Annotated in this window: 14 protein-coding genes; 9 read left to right on the top strand and 5 right to left on the bottom strand. The window is 44.8% G+C overall.

The genetic code is table 11. The annotated features are described in order from the left end of the window. The first annotated feature begins 5 nt into the window (after positions 1 to 5). The 5 genes from vsple_RS15680 (at position 6) to vsple_RS15660 (ending at position 5,614) form a co-directional block, all read left to right on the top strand. Positions 6 to 968: a DUF58 domain-containing protein gene (locus vsple_RS15680; protein ID WP_261883779.1), complete on the top strand. Its 963-nt coding sequence runs from the start codon at positions 6 to 8 to the stop codon at positions 966 to 968. Then, positions 968 to 1,492 carry a DUF4381 domain-containing protein gene (locus tag vsple_RS15675; RefSeq protein WP_261883778.1) on the top strand — a complete coding sequence of 175 codons (525 nt, stop codon included), beginning with the start codon at positions 968 to 970 and terminating at the stop codon, positions 1,490 to 1,492. The genes vsple_RS15680 and vsple_RS15675 overlap by 1 nt, the downstream gene beginning before the upstream one ends. After that, positions 1,485 to 2,576 carry a vWA domain-containing protein gene (locus vsple_RS15670; protein WP_261883777.1) on the top strand — a complete coding sequence of 364 codons (1,092 nt, stop codon included), beginning with the start codon at positions 1,485 to 1,487 and terminating at the stop codon, positions 2,574 to 2,576. The genes vsple_RS15675 and vsple_RS15670 overlap by 8 nt, the downstream gene beginning before the upstream one ends. Continuing rightward, complete coding sequence (locus vsple_RS15665) at positions 2,569 to 4,266, top strand: vWA domain-containing protein (RefSeq protein ID WP_261883776.1); 1,698 nt, start codon at positions 2,569 to 2,571, stop codon at positions 4,264 to 4,266. The genes vsple_RS15670 and vsple_RS15665 overlap by 8 nt, the downstream gene beginning before the upstream one ends. 97 nt (positions 4,267 to 4,363) lie before the next feature. Then, complete coding sequence (locus vsple_RS15660; RefSeq protein ID WP_261884042.1) at positions 4,364 to 5,614, top strand: BatD family protein; 1,251 nt, start codon at positions 4,364 to 4,366, stop codon at positions 5,612 to 5,614. Positions 5,615 to 5,657: 43 nt separating this feature from the next. On the opposite strand, the gene vsple_RS15655 is transcribed toward vsple_RS15660, so the two are convergent. From vsple_RS15655 to vsple_RS15635, 5 genes are all read right to left on the bottom strand, one after another. After that, entirely contained in the window at positions 5,658 to 7,343 is a 1,686-nt protein-coding gene (locus tag vsple_RS15655; RefSeq protein ID WP_261883775.1) for an alkaline phosphatase family protein, read from the bottom strand. Between the two features lie 107 nt (positions 7,344 to 7,450). After that, positions 7,451 to 8,500 carry a porin gene (locus vsple_RS15650; protein WP_261883774.1) on the bottom strand — a complete coding sequence of 350 codons (1,050 nt, stop codon included), beginning with the start codon at positions 8,498 to 8,500 and terminating at the stop codon, positions 7,451 to 7,453. A 2-nt stretch (positions 8,501 to 8,502) separates the two neighbouring features. Then, positions 8,503 to 8,979: a hypothetical protein gene (locus vsple_RS15645; RefSeq protein ID WP_261883773.1), complete on the bottom strand. Its 477-nt coding sequence runs from the start codon at positions 8,977 to 8,979 to the stop codon at positions 8,503 to 8,505. A gap of 9 nt (positions 8,980 to 8,988) precedes the next feature. Next, a complete protein-coding gene (locus tag vsple_RS15640; RefSeq protein WP_261883772.1) occupies positions 8,989 to 12,336 on the bottom strand; it encodes a response regulator in 3,348 nt (1,115 codons plus the stop codon). A 116-nt stretch (positions 12,337 to 12,452) separates the two neighbouring features. Beyond that, positions 12,453 to 13,751, bottom strand: a complete 1,299-nt coding sequence (locus vsple_RS15635) for a DUF3131 domain-containing protein (RefSeq protein WP_261883771.1) — start codon at positions 13,749 to 13,751, stop codon at positions 12,453 to 12,455. 328 nt (positions 13,752 to 14,079) lie between these two features. On the opposite strand from vsple_RS15635, the gene vsple_RS15630 reads away from it, so the two are divergent. The 4 genes from vsple_RS15630 to vsple_RS15615 all read left to right on the top strand — a co-directional run bounded on the left by vsple_RS15630 (position 14,080) and on the right by vsple_RS15615 (position 18,960). Further along, a complete protein-coding gene (locus vsple_RS15630; protein WP_255232685.1) occupies positions 14,080 to 14,715 on the top strand; it encodes a hypothetical protein in 636 nt (211 codons plus the stop codon). A 190-nt stretch (positions 14,716 to 14,905) separates the two neighbouring features. Then, complete coding sequence (locus vsple_RS15625; RefSeq protein ID WP_255232686.1) at positions 14,906 to 16,612, top strand: type I secretion system permease/ATPase; 1,707 nt, start codon at positions 14,906 to 14,908, stop codon at positions 16,610 to 16,612. An 8-nt stretch (positions 16,613 to 16,620) separates the two neighbouring features. After that, positions 16,621 to 17,934: an HlyD family type I secretion periplasmic adaptor subunit gene (locus tag vsple_RS15620; protein ID WP_261883770.1), complete on the top strand. Its 1,314-nt coding sequence runs from the start codon at positions 16,621 to 16,623 to the stop codon at positions 17,932 to 17,934. 264 nt (positions 17,935 to 18,198) lie between these two features. Continuing rightward, on the top strand, positions 18,199 to 18,960 hold the full coding sequence (locus vsple_RS15615) for a hypothetical protein (RefSeq protein WP_261883769.1): 762 nt from the start codon (positions 18,199 to 18,201) through the stop codon (positions 18,958 to 18,960). The last annotated feature ends 27 nt before the right edge of the window (positions 18,961 to 18,987 follow it).

Genomic DNA, 18,987 nt, shown 5'->3' with positions numbered 1-18,987 from the left:
GCGTTATGGCTAAGCCAACTCAAGCGCCACAGTCACAAGGGTTAGATCCTCGGCTGTACTGCGATTATTCAAAGCTCGTTCGGTTACAGGCTCAAGCCGAGTCGTTTACCTTATTGCCACACTTGAAGGCCGGCAGTGTGCTGTCTGGTCGTCATAACTCCTTGTTTCGTGGGCGCGGTCTTAACTTTGAAGAGCTCAGGCACTACCAATTAGGCGACGATATTCGAAATCTGGATTGGAAAGTGACAATGCGTACCGGTAAGCCACATGTTCGTAGTTATACCGAAGAGAAAGACCGTAATGTGATGATCTGTGTCGATCAACGCAGTTCTATGTTTTTTGCTTCTCAATCCGTGATGAAGTCAGTGGTTGCCGCGGAACTTGCAGCAATCTGTGGTTGGCGAGTGCTCAAAGATGGCGACCGCGTTGGTTATCTTATCGCATCACATCAAGCTCTATTTCACAGTAAGGCGCAAAGGTCTCAAAATGACTTACTTTCCCAATTAAAACTTCTGGCTAAGGCTAACCAGCGTTTAGATGTGGCTTCTCAAGATAGTAACGATGTGACGTTCAGTCGTTGGATTGAGCGTATTAAACGTATGGGGCTTAAGCAATCTACTCTTGTTTTCATTAGTGATTGGCGGGATTGTGAAGAGCATCATCTCGACCGTTTGAAACAGCTGCAACAGCATAATGACGTTCTGGCAATAATGATCAGTGATCCTCTAGAACAAGCTCTTCCCCATACACTTGCAGACGCAAAATGGGTGGTGGGTGATGGTCGATACCAGCTTAACCTCGACAGCCAAAGCAAAGTTTCAGCGGCCAGTGAAAGCTTGGCACAAAAAGCAGCGCTTCAGAAACAGTCATTAGCTAAGTTAATGGCGATTAAGCATCTACCGTATATCGAAGTAGATACCTCGGGACAACACGTGTCGCAATTCCAAAAGCTAGTGGGAGGTCGCTAATGTCAGTCGAACATACCCCACCTAGTACTTATATACTGCGTGATATTCAAGATGTCGCGGTACCTGACAGCGTCAGTTGGCTGCCTCAAACGATAGGTTGGAAGGTTTTAGGTGTCGCACTAATCATGGCGCTTGCATACGCTACTTATCGCTACGCTTGTTATCGTTGGCACAACCGCTATCGTCAAGAAGCGTTAGACGTGCTTGGCCAGTTAGATCCTTCAGATAAAGGCTCGGCTAAGCGTGTTTTTGAAGTCCTGAAATCAGTCCTTCGTTATCTGAATGCCCGCAGTGCGAGTATTCATGGTGAAAGTGTATTAGTCATGCTTGACGACTATCTCCCTCATAATTCATCGACTATTTTCCAAGACAACGCGTCTAAAATCTGGATAGATAGCTTAGTTAACCCAAGCGTCAATCTGACATTTGAACAACGTGTTGAGGTCATTGAGAAAGCGATGACCTGGGTGACAGCGCATCAATACCAAGGTTCAGAAAAACCTCAGGAGGCGCCACGTGCTTGATCTAATTTCACCTAGCTTTGAATTTGAGCATCCACTTTGGTTAGTGATACTTCCGCTACCGTTTCTTATCTACTTTGCTGTTCCCGCCTATCGAACAAAGCAGGTGGCGATTAAAGTTCCTTTCTTTCGAGACTTGATTGAAGCCATTGGTGAGACTCCGTCTGAAGGAGCGAGTCAATTAACAGCGAGCTGGTGGCAGCGAACTACACTAGTTGTTAGCTGGATGTTGGTCGTTTGCGCTTTGGCAAAACCAACTATTCTCGGAGAACCGCAAACTCGCGAACAGTTTGGCCGTGATGTGATGGTAGTTGTCGATTTGTCTGGCTCTATGGCTGAAGCCGATTTCACCTCGAAAGCAGGGGAGACAATCTCGCGTCTTGATGCAACCAAAGAAGTGCTAGCTGACTTTGCGAAAACGCGTGAGGGCGATCGTTTGGGGTTGATCTTATTTGGTGATGCCGCGTTCGTTCAAACGCCCTTTACTGCAGACCAAGGTGTGTGGCTAGAACTGCTGAACCAGACGGATGTTGCTATGGCGGGGCAGAGTACCCATTTGGGCGATGCGATCGGTCTTGCGATTAAAGTTTTCGAGCAGAGCCATGATCAACGCAATGCTCTGAATGCCCAAGAGCCTGATAAAGAGCGAGAAAAAGTAGCGATAGTGCTGACAGATGGCAATGACACGGGCAGCTTCGTAGAGCCAATTGATGCCGCTAAGGTGGCTAAAGCTAAAGGCGTACGTATCTATGTTATCGCAATGGGCGATCCGCAAACCGTCGGCGAAGTAGCACTGGATATGGAGACTATTCGTCGTATCGCCGAAGAGTCAGGAGGAAGTGCGTTTGAAGCGTTGAATCGAGATGAACTTCAAGGAGCTTATGCGAAAATAGGTGAGCTAGAACCTCAGATCTATGAGAGCACCAGCTATCGTCCCAAAAAGACCATTCATCATCACCTAATGGCAATCGTTGTTGTCATGTATTTGGTTGCTTTCAGCTCTGCGACAATACGTCGCCGAAAACTCTTGAGAAGTACCAAAACACCTTTGGCCTCAGAGCAAAAGCAAGGAGAACAGAATGTTTGATTCTCTCGTTTTGCAACAAGTGTTTACTCAATTTCATTTTATTCGCCCATTGTGGCTACTCGCTTTCATTCCAATGTTCTTCTTACTTTGGTTACGTTGGCGTGAAGAGACAAAACCTAGCTGGAAAGATGTATTGCCTGAGCATCTACGCAACGCTCTCACCATCGGAGAGCGAGGTTGGCGCAAACAGTTGCCTTTGAAGCTACTAGTGGTGATCGTCACCATCGCGATATTGATTTGTGCAGGCCCAACGTGGCAAAGAGAAGCTTCACCTTTTGGTGAAGACAAAGCCTCTATGTTGGTTGTGCTTGATAACAGCGAAACTATGCTTCTCAAAGATCTGCCTCCTAGTCGTTTGGAGCGCTCAAAGCAGAAGATTCGCGATTTATTAGCTGCACGTAATGGCGGTAACACAGGGTTAGTTGTTTACTCAGGCAGTGCACATGTTGCGATGCCAGTGACGCAAGACAGCAAAGTATTCGAGCCCTTCTTAGCCGCGATTACGCCTGAGATTATGCCAGCAGCGGGAAAAATTGCTGAAACAGCTTTGCCGCTCATTGACCAACAACTGAACCGAGAACCGGGCTCGACTGTTCTGTTGGTGACCGATGGTGTTAATCCAGCAACGATTAAAGCCTACGAAACGTTTTTTAACGATACGCCTTATCAACTGTTGATTTTGGCGGCAGGAAGTCGCGACATTGTGAGTGATAACCCAGTGGACTTTAGCGTGTTGAATGATCTTGCAAGTGCGACGGGCGGGCGAGTTATCGAAATCACTGTCGACGATGCTGATATTCAAGCACTCAATCGTGCGGTTGAACGCAACATGCAGCTCAATGGTGAATCAGCAATGCCGTGGAAAGACATGGGGTATGGGTTACTGTTTCCAATCGCACTCATCATGTTGTTATGGTTCCGCAAGGGTTGGCTAGTGCAATGGTGTGTAGCCGTTGTGTTGGTTACAGGATCTTTGTACTCCAACCCTACGGTGGCAGAACCTGTCAAGTTAACGGCGGAAAAGCCAGTCCAAATTGAAAAAATCACAACGTGGGATAAAGCCTCTCAGTGGTGGTGGGATTTATGGTTGACGCCCGACCAGCAAGGGCAACGTCTACTTAACCAGCAAGAGTACCTTGAGGCGGCGAAGCACTTCCAAGACCCGTTACACAAAGGTGTCGCATACTACTACGCCAGTGAATTCAAGCTTGCCCATAGTGCATTCTTACAAACCAAGACAGATTTAGGTCTTTATTACTCAGCGACAGCGCTGGCACGTCAAAGAGAATATTTGGCTGCTCGTGATTTATTGAAGGATCTGTTGGAGAAGCCAGACCTAGATAGTGAACTAGCAGTAAAGGTTGAACACAACCTTGCGGTATTCAACAGAATAGTTGAAGAGGTGAATCGCATGAGTGAAAGCCAAGCTGGTACGACCGATGGTCCTGAAGAGTCATTTGAACTTGATGAAGATAAACCAAGAACCGGTGATGGTGCAGAAGAAGAAACGGTTGCAGAACTGATGCTCAAAGAGACACTGAACGCCAATGAGATACTTGGTAGTCCAGAACTGGCCGACAAATGGTTGAAAAGAGTCGAAGCGGATCCGAAGTTTTTCCTAAAAGCTAAGTTTCAACTCCAGTTAAAACAACCACAAACCGATGTAGAGCAGGAGAGTGACAATGAGTAAACCTCTACTTCAAAGAATGAACCATGTCTTGTGCTGTTGTCGCAACTTGTTGGCTGTTACTGCTGTTTTTATCGTTAGCACACTATCTCATTCAGTTATGGCTGATGATCTCAATGACCTGTACAAGGAAGGAAAAGTTGAACTCATTGCATGGGTAGGAGAACAACCATCTACATCACCGAAAAGTGAACCAAAGAAGGACTTACCAGTCTTCAGTGTCAATGAACAGGTTGTATTGACGATTGAAGTAGCGACGCCGCGTTGGTTCACAGGTGGTACTCGTATCGGTAACGTAGAGGTAGCGGATGTTATTGCAAAGCAAAGGAACACACTCGCCACTAACTATACGGCACGTAAAAATGGTGAAACGTGGTCAAGGCAGCGTTGGGAAATCACTTTGTACCCGCAAAAGAGCGGAGATTATGTGATACCGCGTCTATCGGTTCGTGTACAAGTGTCCGGTGACGATGGCGAGAAAGTGAGTGGAACGCTATATACCCAACCGATCAAATTCAAAACACAGTTGCCTTCGGGTTTACTCACCGATGACACTCCTTGGTTTAGTGCGACCAGTGTTGATGTTGAACAGCAGTGGCAACAGTCTAATGAGAATTTAAAGGTTGGTGATGCGATCACGAGAACCGTTACTATCAAGGCAAAAGACAGCCTATCGGTACTACTGCCTAACTTGTTAGAAAACGAATCTACAGCTCAATACCAGGCGTACCCTCAACCGCATAAATTAGACGATACGCAAGAGCGTGGGGATTACCGTTCAGAGCGAATTGAAGAGTCAGTATATGTTATCCAACAAGGTGGTGACTTCACGTTACCTGAGTTGACCTTTCAGTGGTGGAATACCAAAGACAAACAGTTAGAAACGGTTGTGCTGGAATCCGCTTCATTTAGCGCTAAGCACACCCTGAAGTCATTTGTTAAAGCGTACTCAACAGTCATGATCGTCGCTGCTTTGTTGCTCGCGATTCTAGTTATGATTGTGCTAACGGTAAAACGTTACTATCAAACACATCCAACACCAAGATGGTTAGCATTCCGTCGGGTTGTTAAAGCGGGCAACTGGCCGAAGATTCGCGGGTTTGTTTATCGAGAGCTCAGAGATAACTCGTCACTGCTGGAGCTTAATAAGTGTGCGGATACTGAAGATTGGTCAGACGTAAATTCTGCATTTCAAAAAGGCAGCCAAGAGACTCACATTTTGCAGCGAGTTTGGAAGGTGGTGATTGAAACCAACAACCACAACGGCCCTAACGCTAGCCATAATCCGCAGCCTTGGTGGAGAAAACATTTCCCTAAAGCGCTACCAGATCTGGACCGAAAATCACGATAGCGTCTTTTAAGGTATTACGCCAAATAAGTAGACGCAACCGCGTCTACTCTGTGACTTCAGGCAGAACGTTCCCCACAGACCCACTTGGTTGAGTAATACCAAGTTTGTTTGATAATGTCGGGGCAATGTCATATGGAGTAATACTACGCGAGACTTTTTTACCTTCCACATCGTAACCGGCAAAGATTACGGGTACATGAGTATCGTAACGCCAAGGTGAGCCGTGTGTAGACGCGATTTGTAACCCCTCCATATCGTTAATATAGCTTCGGGGCGCAAATACAATATAAACATCTCCAGAGCGTGCGGGGTGGTAGTTGTTTTTAATCAGATTCATGACGTGGGTATTAGGTACGCGGTTCTCCGCGATATCCGTGCTCGAGACGGCATAAGCCACCCCTTCAATTTTCGATACCTCATCAGCGATCACTGCTTGCACAGCGGATAAATCCACTTTTTTCTGTTTTATTAGATCGTGATTGAGATACACGTATGGCTGAGCATAGAGACGAATTGCATCTTTACCTAACCCAAACTCGTCTTTCAGCCGTTTTTCTACCCCTGCAGATAGCAGCGTGTCTTTATTGAAGTACTGTGCTTGGGTAAAACCGAGAGCATTCACAGCTGGTGAAGATTCCGGTACGCCATGATCTGCCGAGAGTACGATAAGGGTGTTCTCTAACCCCACAAAGTTATCGATGTTCTTAAGGAATTTTGCGAGTGTCTTGTCTAAACGAATCAGGTTGTCTTCAGCTTCTAGGCTTTCTGGACCGTAAAGGTGGATAACATAATCGTTCGAAGAAAAGCTCACTGACAGATAATCTGTCACACTCCCTTGCCCAAGTTTCTCTTGCATAAGAAGGGTGCTGGCAAAGTCTTCGGTGATCTCATCACCGGCGGGGCTGACGGTAAGCATCGTGCTGTAATACTTGTAATTAGCAGGTCCATAAGGGTGAGGGAAAGTACGTTGGAAGCCAGCCAATTCAACCTTATGATCTGGGTTATGCTCTTCTAAAGTGTAGGCATCTCTTGGGAGCGACAATTCCCATTTTTGCTTTGAGTATTGACTAGGGATTGCCTTTTCATTCCAACGCTCAACCCAAGCTGGATACTCATCATAATAATAGTTACTGGTAACAAACTCAGATTGTGCTTTGGAAAACCAAAATGCTTTACCGCTATGGCCTGCAAGAGAAATGGCACCGCGGTCTTTAACGGACACGGCAAATATCTTAGATTTACCACTATTTGAGACAGTGAGTTCGTCACTAAAGGTCGTGGAAAGGATCGGCTCTGGTGAGCGTCCGTCACCACCTGCGGCTTTTTGCGTTGGGTCGATTTCAGTCTCTTTGTCTACACCAGCACCAGAAGTCAACATGTTGTAATTTGCGTCTTCAACGTTGTAGACCAATCGTTCTTGGCTTCGATCGTACCAAACGTTACCGACCATGCCATGCACACTGGGCGGAGCACCTGTTGCCAACGAGACGTGACCCACAATGGTCTCGGTATTACCATGTTGATAGTGGGCATTAGTGAAGTAGATACCCTCTTCCATTAAGTAGAGAAAGCCACCGTCACCAAAGTTGTGCTGATATCTTTCTAGAAGATCTGCACGAAGCCCGTCGACGGTTATTTGGAGCACCAGGTTAGGTCTATTTTCTAAAGCAAACGTAGGTGAAGAGCAGACAAGCGCGAGAGCGAGCCCAGACAGTTTCGTATATTGCATGGCATCCCCTTGGATGGTTATTTTGACCGACCTTTTAAAGGTAGTTGCAAATTAAATATAGCTGCAAGTTGTGAAAATTCACTGGCTCTTTACTTCTCATCACCATCTTAGAAAACAAAGTTAAGCATGATGGTGTAAAGCAATGCATCCTTGTCAGTGGGGGCATCAATAAAGGATCCCGAACCTCTGCGCACTTCAAAGTACTGTACTTCACCATTGAGTGACACGTTAGGTAGCACATCGTAATCGACACCTAAGGTATAGCTATTTCCCGATAGGTGTTCGTGGTCATCAAATTGCACACCGTAAACCGCGTAAGGGGTGAACAAACCTAAATGGTAACCAAAGCTGGTATAGAAAGATGATGAAAAGTCATTGGTTTGGGCTTCTGCGGCGACGACCGCGCTTCCCACCTCGTATTCAGCGCCCAACGAAAACAATTGGATGTGTTGATTGTCATCAGTAGGTTGGGTGCCAATACCTGCAATTGTTAACTGTTGGTCGTAGTTAGAATCTAAATATGCGGCGTTCCAGCGGTAGTTATCCCCACTAATGACCATGTTGATACCAAGCATTCTATTGGTCGTAAATTTAATATCGGTTGTGCTGTCAAACTCAACATCGTTTTCATCGTTGATTCCAAAAAATGGGGTTAACTGAAGGGTAGCTTCATCGCTTAGATCGTAGTTCCAAGAGACCTTGGCACCGTTAAACGCCGTTATTCCAAGTATGCTGTTGTACACTTCTGTAGGTGGTCTCGCTGTCATATAGGCCTGACCGACGTAGTAGTATTCAGAAGCAAGGAATAGCGGAAGACGAAGTCGACCAACACTGAATTCAAGATTATTGTATTCATAACCGATGTAAGCCCACTCCAATGCAGGCTCACTCCAATCGTCCTGCGGTCGTTTCACGACTTGAACCGACGCTCTCAATGCACTGAGATAGTAATCAAGTTGAAGGCCGAATGTAGTATCACAGTCGTAGCAGTTTTGATCTTCAAAGCCACGATTGATCATTAAAAGCGTGTCATTGTCCGACTTTGCCCATGATGTAGAGCCAAAGCCACTTAAAGTAAGACTGTCTGTGAGTTCGATAACCGCAAAAGCAGGAGAAGCGAGAGCGCAACCTAATACTGACGTTACTATTTTTTTCATCGTTATTTCTCCGCGCGAATTACATAGAGCACATTGGCATCTTGAGGAATGGAATCTAATGGTGCATAACCGATACGGTTGGGCTTTTCGTTCAGCCAGCTGATTAGATTCTCTGGGTTTGGAGCATTGATTTCTTTGGGATGTCTGGCTTTACCAGAGAACGAAAGACTTGCCCAATGTGCATTCATCTGTGCGGTATTTTTACCTAACAGTAGTTGATAGAAATCTTGCCTTTCATTGGTGTTAGCCGGCCAATCAGAAAGCTCGACTCGTTTACCGTTTAAGCGTTTAGTTTTTCCTCTATAGAGCTTTCTTGCTTTGTTAATCGTTATCTCTTGAAACTCGGAGTCGAGAGAAAAGATAGCGTACTCACCGACGGCATGAGCTGGGCTTATCAATAATAAGCAAGCAAACAACCCTAGAATCACAGGTTTAACTGCTCGGAGGTGCAATTGAAACAGTGTATTTCTCCAGTTCATAGGGTTCTCCTAGCTCGTCGCACGTTCAATTTGATGGAACAATTTATCTTTTCGAACGGGTTTGGCTATATAACCATCCATACCTGAGTCGTAACACTTTTGGATATCGTCGTCGATGACGCTTGCCGTTAGAGCAATGATTGGCGTTTTATTAAGACCGAAATTTTGCTCATGTTCTCGGATCTCTCGAGTTGCGGTGAAACCATCTTTCACTGGCATCATGCAATCCATCAAAATAACGTCGTAATTGTTGTCCTCGCGATACATGTCGACTGCAATCTGACCATTGTCTGCGATATCAAAAGTGTACCCTCCTTTTTTAAGCATCACCGACGCTACCTTCTGGTTAACGCGATTATCTTCCACTAAAAGGATTTTCTCTGACTTGGCGACAATGTTTTCTGTTTGTTCTGTTTGTTCTGTTTGCTCAGTTGATGTTGATTTTGATGTCAACGTTGATTTTGGAGCCGCTGGCTGCTGAGTTTCAGTTTGTTTTGACTCTTGTATACGGGGATCTTTGGCGCTCATGATTGGGGTCACCGTCGCGCTATTGGTTGTCTCAGGTTTCGATTGCTGAGTAAGTGTGACAGGGGCACTCTCTTCAATTGCAGAGATGACTTTCTCTTTTAACATTTCAAATTTAAATGGCTTTGGAATGTAATCGTCCATACCGACGTCGAAACATCGTTGAATATCATCATCTATAACACTGGCTGTCAGTGCGATGATCGGTATATGACGTGGAGACTTAATCTCTTGTTCAATCCTGCGTATATTGGTGGTCGCCTCAAATCCATCCATAACCGGCATCATACAGTCCATCAAAATAGCGGCGTAGTTGGGATTCGCTGTGTACATGTCAACGGCTTCTTGACCATTGTTGGCAAACTCGAAGGTATAACCGCTTTTGCCAACGTGTAAGCCAGCAATTTTTTGGTTTATTTTGTTGTCTTCAACGATCAATATCACTTGAGAGGCACACTGTTTCAAAGTTTGACTCTCGGAGCGTTCGGCTTGCCCTTGGTTGTCGCAATGCTCCAGTGCTTTGATTAACCTTAAACCAAGTAGAGGTTGTGATACTTGAGCTGTGATACTAGAACCTAAGTCGACGGGGTCACTTAGAAATGAACGGACAAGACAGATCTTCACACCTTGTGCGCTGGCGGCGTCTAAGGTCGATTTATGTTCACTGGCTTGAAGCTGCTCACCTTCAGCGAAGATGAGGGTTGTTGGTTTGGTTTTATCCACAGACTCTAATAGGTCAGGGATCTCGCGAGCTTCGCTAGATGATTTAGATAGGGTGAGTGAATAGAATTCTAAATCTTGCTTGATACGCTGTGTTAGACATGGGTTGCTACTGACTAGAACGATGTTCGAAGTAGCTGTGCTTGCTTTAGATTCTTCCACATCGACTGGGAGAACAAGGTCAAAGTAGAAGCAGCTTCCTTCTCCCTTTATAGAGCTGAGCTGGATTTTCCCCCCCATCAACTCAACGAGCTGAGTGCTGATTGCCAAGCCAAGCCCTGTGCCACCAAACTGACGAGTGGTTGAGTCATCTTCTTGTGCAAACGGTTCAAATATCTGCTTTTGCTGTTTCTCATCGATTCCGATACCGGTATCGCTTACAGAGAATCGTACTTTAATCGTGTGACTCTGTTCAGGTGCGGCAGTGTTTGGGTTGACTGGGATCGTGTTTTGATCAGCAGAGCTATTATTTTTGTTACCAGAGTTATTGTCGTCTAAGGTGTCAATGGAGAGGGTTACAGCCCCTTCAGTGGTAAATTTCACTGCGTTGGACATAAAGTTCATTAGCACTTGTCTTAAGCGGTGGTCGTCGATCATAACGCGACTTGGTGTATTTGGACTGATGCTAACGTTGAGATCTATTTTTTTTGCTTTGGCTTTTGGCGCAACAATTGAGGCAATATCATATATTGACTCGCGGATAGAGGCTGAATGAGGACTTATAAGCAGCATACCCGATTCAATCTTCGAGAAATCTAGAATGTCATTGATAAGACTTAACAGTAGGTGAGACGAGGTATCAATAGTATCGACATAGTCTCGCTGTGTGGGTGTGAGTTCGGTATCGGATAAGATCTCCGAAATTCCAATAACGCCATTAAGTGGCGTTCGGATTTCATGAGACATGTTGGCCAAGAAGCTGCTTTTTGCTTTGCTCGCTTGAATGGCATCGTCTTTTGCTTTCTCAGCATCTTCTTTTGCTAATGTTAGGCGTTCTTTGGCTTGCTCTCGCTCAATGGTTAACCGTTCGACTTGCTGTGCGAAAAGGCTCAACTCATCTTTCCCCTTAACTAAATCAGATAAAGACGGACGCTGATGCCCATCTTCACTTTTCAAGAATTTTAAGATCAATCTCAGGTTATTCGTGACTTGGCGTGCTAGGCTGATGGTGAGTCCGATCACTATTGCTGCGAGCAGAGTAACCAGTCCAATAAACAAGGTTCTTTGCATCTCTGCATTACTGATTGCCAGTTCTACTTCGTTCTGAAACTCTTGTTTGATGATGTTTGATAGGTCTTGAAGAAGGTTCAACCTCGCACTCATCGCTATTAAACCGGTATTGATCTCTTCAGAGGACAACTGATTAATGGATTGCACGTTGAATAGGGCGCTTCTTATTTCTTGGCTCTGTATGAACACTTCATTGCGAAACACGTCGACCATCTGCGCCACTTGGTTTTCATTTGCGTTGAGGGTAATAAAACGCTCCAAGAAGAGTAGCTGTCTTTCGCCTAGAGTTTTTATCTGCTCTGCTAATTCTGGATCGTACTCTTGTTGGTTTTGGAAAATGTCGAGCAGTGACGTGCTTAACTTAAACTCTTCGTTAGACCAAAAAGAGAGCCACTCCAGTTGTTGGAGTGCGGCTAAGTGTTGTTGAATTTCGCGTTTAGTGACCGCAAAAGGTACGCGTTCGATGGATAACAAAAGTTGCTTATAGAGGTCACTTTGCCACTCGATCGCATCGAGCTTATCGAAACTATCGGTGGACTCCATCGTCAATAGTGTTGCTTCGCTGAAGTCAGAAAGCAGCTGGTTGACGTCATTTGATTGCTCGCGAAATATGACCGGAGAGAGGGCTTTAAGCTCCTCTTTTACTTGAGCACTTTGAGCAACAAAACTGGTTGGATCCGGGGCAAGTGTGCTCCTATAAAGTATTGATATGTCTTGTAAATAGACAGCGAGTTTGTTAGCTCGCTCAAAGTCATGTAATTGTTCGGTTAAGAATAGTGCTTGTCTACCTGCGAGGAACAACAGCAGGGAGATAGGAAGTAGTACTAAGCCGAAGAGTTTATGTTTAACTGACAAATTATTCCATATTGTTTTTGTAGACATATAGGTTCCATCCAACTACACGCATATACAAACAGTAGGTTAAACTGACCAAATTGGAAACTTTATTTGACGAATTTTGAATGAAGTGTGGAACAGGTAACTATTTGAAGGAGGTATTAATTTAGGATTGGATTGCGGCCTTTGGACTTGTACCAGAGCGCGACTAAAATAAGAGAGTTAGTGTTGATGTTTAAAGAGGAATTTATGCCGCCATTCGTGTACTTGCCCGCCGGAACACTACGAAACTTTAGGCTGCTATCTAGCACTTCTTGGTAAAGCAAATCACTAAACTCGTCATCAAACAAGACGCTGAAACCAAAACCTACTTTATTACTAAGAACTTGTGGGTTTTCAATGACTTTTCCTGATGGACTGACGCTTGTCCACGCCTTTCCGTAATAGTAGATATTGTTGTAGGCAAACCAGGGGTTTTTGTTCATTGCGTCTTCTGCGTACGCAGTGATGACTCCAGTCTCTTTCCATTTTTTCTTATGTAGCTCATAGAAGGGGACTAACTGACTCCAACTTGGGTCGCGTTGATACTCAATACTTGCGAGAACATAGGGGTCACTCGTTAAGAAAGGGACGTTGCGGGAGTCAATCTGAATATTGATACCTTGAATCTCGATAGTTTCCAAATAGCCATCTAGATCGGGGAAGGGCAAGTCATAGCCATACATTTTGAAACCTTCTGCAGCATATTGGAGATAGCCATTTCTTCCTTCTTGACGGTAATACTCTCGGTTCTGATGGAGTTTAGTGCCAAATAGAGTGCCGTTGTGCACTGCTTTGCTAAGATCCCAACGGGTGACGACTTTCTCTACGCTTGGCGAGAGTTCTGGGTGTCGCTGCTCTAAAACTTTGAACCAAATGAGAAGTCTACCTATGTCTAACGCCGACCAACCATTGCCGTTGCTCTCGGTATCACTTAATCGGCCCGAGGGGAGCCCTGTCTTGGTGCTGTATTCTCGGTTTGGTAAAGTGTCCTTGTAGAGTGGAAAAGCGCTTAGGGTCGACAATGTTTTCTCAAGTTCGTAACGCACTTGCTCTGTCTCCTTCATGCCCAAGGCCTCTAGTGCGAGCGTCGCGGCAATACCACTCGCTATGTCCCACATTGTTGTATGATTATACCCCTGAACGGAATTCCATAGCCCGGTCTCTTTATGGAAGTTACGTTGAATATAATATTCGGCTTTTTTTGCTAGTAACAGCTCATTACGGGTTAGAGGTATTAGAGCTGCTTCTTCGACAATGCTCAATTGAGCACTACTGCTATTCACTTCTTCTTCGTAGGAGTCCGTCGAATGGTTTTCTTCTGGTTCTGTCATGATCGGCGGAGCAATCACTCTGCGATAGTACTGAGTTTTGGGCGCAGATCCGGATTCAACACTTTGTCCCGCCTCAACAGTGCTCACTCCCCGTTGCCCATAAAAGCTAACCTCTTCATCGCCATAGCTAGCGAAAGAGGTAAAAAGGGCCACGAGACACAAAAAAAGCGTCTTAAATTGGGTATGTAGCTTGGAAAATTGTGCCAATGCAATCTGACTCATAATGTTTGTCTAACATAATGATAATACAACTTATTGTTTATCTGGGTGTAAATTCTCAAAAATGTGAGAATAGAAGTTGGTGATAATTTACACAATTATCTTGTTGTAGAAGGGGATTAACTGTTAAACTTGAGTTATAACAACGGACAGAACTGGCTAGATGGATTTTGATTTAGTTAGGAAAAAGATTGTTATGTTCAAATTTTACGATTTCCTTCGCGAAATAGGCATTGTTGTCCCAGAGCAGCAAGCTTCTCACAGTAACCTTTCAGCCGATTATCATTACTCTAGTTCTCCTTATAAAATAGAAGAGTCAGCAAAAAAGAGAATTGCGAATTACCTATCTTCAAATGTACTTAAGCGATTGAATTGTGGGGATGTATCAAACTCAAACGGTGTCATTGCTTTTTCATTTGGTGATAGCGACGACGTTAACCAACTTCTTGCACAAGAGGTAGAGCGATTCCATCAAGAAAATCCTCTAGCTGTTTGTTATGTACAACAAGAGGTGGCAGTTCATTTGAAGGCTACGCCTCATGTGAGTATTCAAAACAGCGCTTACCAAACTACAACGGATGTTGCTAAAGCAGCCTTGAATGATATTGGTCTTGCGAAGATCACGGTGATAGCGCAGTCTTGGCATGCCCAACGTTGTGTCGAAACCTGTGAGTCACTGGGTTTTGAGGTGGTCGCGCTAAGGGTGAACGATGGTTTTCCGGCTCAAGACCCACAGCCTTGGGTGAGGAATCCGATCAACTGGATCATCAAAGAGAGCCATCGAGAAGTCGCGACTGGTTATGAAATCAGTGAGCAATTTAATCTGGTATAAAAACGCGATATTGAGTTCTAAATCTTAGGTTATCTCTAACCTCATGAAATTGTGAAAGTTGTGCGCTAGTGCAAGTTATCGAGTAATTACAAAGAGATAATCAAAAATTAATTCATCCATCTTCTGAAACAAGTCAATTGTTGTCTATACTCACTTTATAACAATATGCAACCGAGTGAGTTGGCTTGATATGGATGATTTAAAACTGAGCCCTTTTCATAGTGTGAAAAGAGAGGCTTGGGCTGCCGTTGGCTTTAGTATGGGCATAAATCTTCTGGTGTTGGCAGTACCAGTCTACAGTTTACAGCTGTTCGATAGAGTAATGAGCAGTGCAAGTATCGAAACCTTGTTTGCTCTGCTCGGCATAACGCTGTTTTTGGTCACTTCCCAATCTGCACTTGAATATATCCGAACTTTGCTAATGCAACGGTCTGCGCTCAAGCTAGACACGCAGCTCAGTGGACAGTTGTTGGATCTAAGTATCTCTACTTCTTCTCAAACCAACAGTATTGATAAGCAACCGCTTCATGATTTGAGTACGTTGCGTAATTTTTTAGCATCGCCATCCACGTCTTCAATTCTTGATCTCCCTTTTACTCCACTGTTTTTGTTATTGCTGTTTTTCCTTCATCCGTATATTGGCATAGTTGCTGTGACTGGGGCGGTGGTTTTTTCTCTGCTCACTGTGGTGATGATGTTAGGTGGGCGCAAGGTGAGTGGGGTCGCTCAAGAAGAGACGGGTAAAGTTGCAATGGAACTCAATGACTTTTTACGTAACGCGCCAACTCTTAAGGCGATGGGTATGAGTCAGAACATTGGTAAAGTTTGGGAAGAGAAGAATCACAAAGTTCTCAGTCTACAGTGGTTGGTTAACGCACGAGTTGGCTTACTGCTGGCTGTAAGTCGTTATTTCAGAACATTGCTACAAGTTGTGGTGTTAACACTCGGTGTTTATTTGGCGTTGCAACAGCAAATAGGGCTAGGCGCTGTTATCGCTAGTTCCATACTAATTGGTCGTGTACTGAGTCCATTTGAAAGTGCCGTCAGTGGGTGGAAATCTTGGTACAGCGCATATCAATCATGGAGCCGTCTCAAAAAATGCGCTTCATTAACCAATCCATCGGTTAAAACTCTGCTTCCTCAACCACGAGGAGAGATTCAATTTAATAATGTCTCGCTAAAGTTTCCGGGTGCAAAATCACCAACGTTACAGGGTATCAACTTTAAGTTGGGGGCGGGGCATGCTCTCGCGGTTATGGGTAATTCTGGCTCTGGTAAATCATCGTTGGCCAGCCTGTTGATGGGCATACATAAACCAAGCGTTGGTGAGATCAAGATTGATGGTGCAACCGTTGAAAAGTGGGACCAAAACCAATTTGGTCAATATATTGGTTATCTTCCTCAGCATGTCGGGTTGCTTGCCGGAACAGTGAAGCAGAATATCTCTCGATTCTCTGACTGCAATGATGCAGAGGTGGTCTCTGCAGCGAAGCTCGCTTGTATACATGAGTTGATCATGGCGTTGCCTGATGGGTATGACACCTATATCGGTGAGGGTGGGATTCTGCTTTCTGGCGGTCAGAAGCAACGTATCGGCCTCGCGCGTGCGATCTATTCGAATCCTAAAGTGCTGGTTCTTGATGAACCTAATTCCAATCTCGATCCTGAAGGTGAAACGGCGCTCGCCATTGTTCTTCAACACTGCAAAGAGAACCGCATAACGGTAGTCATGATCTCCCATCGCCCTGGCTTTTTACGTCAAATGGATTGGGTAATCAGCCTCAAAGAGGGACGCGTTGAGAAAGCAGGAACGTGTGAACAGTTCTTGGGGCTGAGAGATGGTGACACCATCAACACCAACAATATCGACCAAGTTAAAGAGCAACGTAGAGGGTAGGGGCAGTTATGGAACGTGAATTTAGTACACGCAAATTGATCACTCTTGGCTCTGCGATTTTATTGGTGACGGTCGGAGGCTTTCTGTTTTGGTCTATGACCATGCCTTTGAGCTCCGCTTCAGTCGCGCACGGAAACTTGGTTGTTGAAAGTAAGCGAAAGCAGATCCAGCATTTACAAGGTGGCTGGGTGAAAGAGGTGCTAGTGCAAGATGGTCAGCAGGTGGAGGTTGGTCAAGTGCTGCTAGAACTCTCTGATGCCAAGTCCGAATCCGATTATAAACGTTACCTTTACCGCAATTTCTCGCTGGTGGCGCAAAAGGCACGCCTTGAGGCACTTCTCAATGAGTCGGAAGAGCTGAAATGGCCTGATGGTTTAATTAATGAAGGGCAAGATTCGTTGATTATTATGCCTATTGTGAACAGTGAGCGAGTGCAGTTCGAACAAGGGTTGTTGAGAAAGCAGTTGATTGACTCTTTGTACAACCAAAAATCGACTCTTTATAAGGAAAAGATTCAGGGTAATCAATTTCAGAAAAAAGCCGTGGCTTCACAGCGTGATTTGATTAAACAAGAGATCGATATGACCAAGGGCTTAGTTGCTAAAGGTTACGTATCTAAAACTCGTATGTTAGAGCTTCGTCGTCATCTCGCACGAATTGAAGGGGAGTTAGCTGAGATTAATGTCACTATCGATGTCACAAAGCGAGAACTCGAAACACTAGAACAAAGTTACAAAAGTCAGCTGTTAGATTTAAAACGCGATTATGCCCAACAACTTAAATCGGTTAATGACGAGGTACGAGACGTCAAACAGGTAATGAATACCTTGGAAGATGTGCGTTCACGTATCCAGATTCGCAGTGAATTTAAAGGACGTGTTGTTGGTTTGAACATCTCAAGTGTTGGTGGCGTGGTGCGCCCGGGACAAGTGCTAATGGAGATCGTGCCAGACAGCGATGAGTTGATTGTTGAAGCTATTGTACCGCCTAGAGATATAGATATTGTCCGCTCGGGCCAAGATGCAAGAATACGCCTTACCGCATACAGTGCAAGGCAAGTACCGCCAGTATTGGGCGAGGTGATTCATGTGTCTGCAGACCGAGTGGTCAAAGGTGGTGATGCGGATGAAAAAGACCAAGGTTATCTGGTTAAAATCCGGTTTGATCGGGAAGATCTTCAATCATTGCAAGCTGAAAACCGAATTGAACTCTATCCTGGAATGCTCACCGAAGTCTTGATCTTGGTTGAAGAGCGCACGCTTTGGGATTACCTAATAGGCCCACTCACTAGTGGTATGGCAAAAGCGATGAGGGAGGCGTAATGCACGAATCAATGGTGTTTTGGCTGGGCTTCTATTTATGCTTTTTTATATTGAGCACGTACGTTGGATTCAAAAAGAACAACTTAGTAGCTGGTGTGCTTTTAGGCTATGTATTAGGCCCAATTGGTTTGATTCTGTTATTGATGAGCAGTGATCGAAAGCAGGGAATATGTCCGCACTGTTCTCAGCGGATTGATCGTCAATCCTATATCTGTCCTAAGTGTGAGCAAAAGTGTTACAAACAGGTGATTTGAGGAGGCTACTGTGAGTAAAGGAACTATTGCGTTGATGACTGCCGTAGCCATAACGTCGACCGCTGCAGCAGGCTACTTTGGCTATAAAAATGCCAATATTGAATCGCGAATTGATACTTTGATAGCAGAAAAAGTCTCGGAAAAAGAGGCGGATATTGAGGCTCTGAATGAGGTGATAGCGGAGCTCACGGATCAAATAGCTTCAATGACCTACCTTAAACAGATGGATGATGATACGCATGAAAAACAAGTGGCAGCAGCAGATTTAAAATTGGTGGAAATGTCGCACGAAATAGATGAACTCACCGAGAAGCTAGCAGCTTCCAATATCGCATTAGCTAAGGCCAATAAAACAGCTCGTACTTACCGTTCTCGATACCTCTCAGAGAAAGATTCAGTCAAAAGGGCCAAACTTGCAATGAATGAGCAATTAGCCAAAGAGAAGGTCGCACTTGAGCAACAGAGTCAAAAAGCGCTAGAGGCTCAACGAACAGAGTTAGAGGGTGAGTATTCAACGCAGGCTCAACGGGCAGAGACAGAGAAGCGTGTCGATGAAATCATGACTAAATTCTCAAACTTGCGTGTGGACTTAGACCTAGTTAATAAGTGTGATCCTGAGTATTTAGAGCGTTATGGAGAAGCGAAAAGTATGCTCAACCATATGCGTACTTACATTCAACAAAATGAACTTAACTCAGATTATTACTTTTTTGTGATTTCAAATGATGCACAGATAACCCGCAAAACCCGAGAATTGTGTATCGAGGGGTAGTCGAAATCAGTTCCGATAGATATCTGG

The organism is Vibrio pelagius (assembly GCF_024347575.1).
Lineage (GTDB): Bacteria > Pseudomonadota > Gammaproteobacteria > Enterobacterales > Vibrionaceae > Vibrio > Vibrio pelagius.
Note: the sequence above shows the minus strand (reverse complement) of the source record. Positions and strands in the feature narration are given on the sequence as shown.

Bases quoted from the DNA above. Each gene is read 5' to 3' on its own strand.
- vsple_RS15680 (WP_261883779.1), top strand. From the start codon at position 6: ATGGCTAAGCCAACTCAAGCGCCACAGTCACAAGGGTTAGATCCTCGG.
- vsple_RS15675 (WP_261883778.1), top strand. From the start codon at position 968: ATGTCAGTCGAACATACCCCACCTAGTACTTATATACTGCGTGATATT.
- vsple_RS15665 (WP_261883776.1), top strand. From the start codon at position 2,569: ATGTTTGATTCTCTCGTTTTGCAACAAGTGTTTACTCAATTTCATTTT.
- vsple_RS15660 (WP_261884042.1), top strand. From the start codon at position 4,364: ATGGCTGATGATCTCAATGACCTGTACAAGGAAGGAAAAGTTGAACTC.
- vsple_RS15655 (WP_261883775.1), bottom strand. From the start codon at position 7,343: ATGCAATATACGAAACTGTCTGGGCTCGCTCTCGCGCTTGTCTGCTCT.
- vsple_RS15650 (WP_261883774.1), bottom strand. From the start codon at position 8,500: ATGAAAAAAATAGTAACGTCAGTATTAGGTTGCGCTCTCGCTTCTCCT.
- vsple_RS15645 (WP_261883773.1), bottom strand. From the start codon at position 8,979: ATGAACTGGAGAAATACACTGTTTCAATTGCACCTCCGAGCAGTTAAA.
- vsple_RS15640 (WP_261883772.1), bottom strand. From the start codon at position 12,336: ATGTCTACAAAAACAATATGGAATAATTTGTCAGTTAAACATAAACTC.
- vsple_RS15630 (WP_255232685.1), top strand. From the start codon at position 14,080: ATGTTCAAATTTTACGATTTCCTTCGCGAAATAGGCATTGTTGTCCCA.
- vsple_RS15625 (WP_255232686.1), top strand. From the start codon at position 14,906: ATGGATGATTTAAAACTGAGCCCTTTTCATAGTGTGAAAAGAGAGGCT.
- vsple_RS15620 (WP_261883770.1), top strand. From the start codon at position 16,621: ATGGAACGTGAATTTAGTACACGCAAATTGATCACTCTTGGCTCTGCG.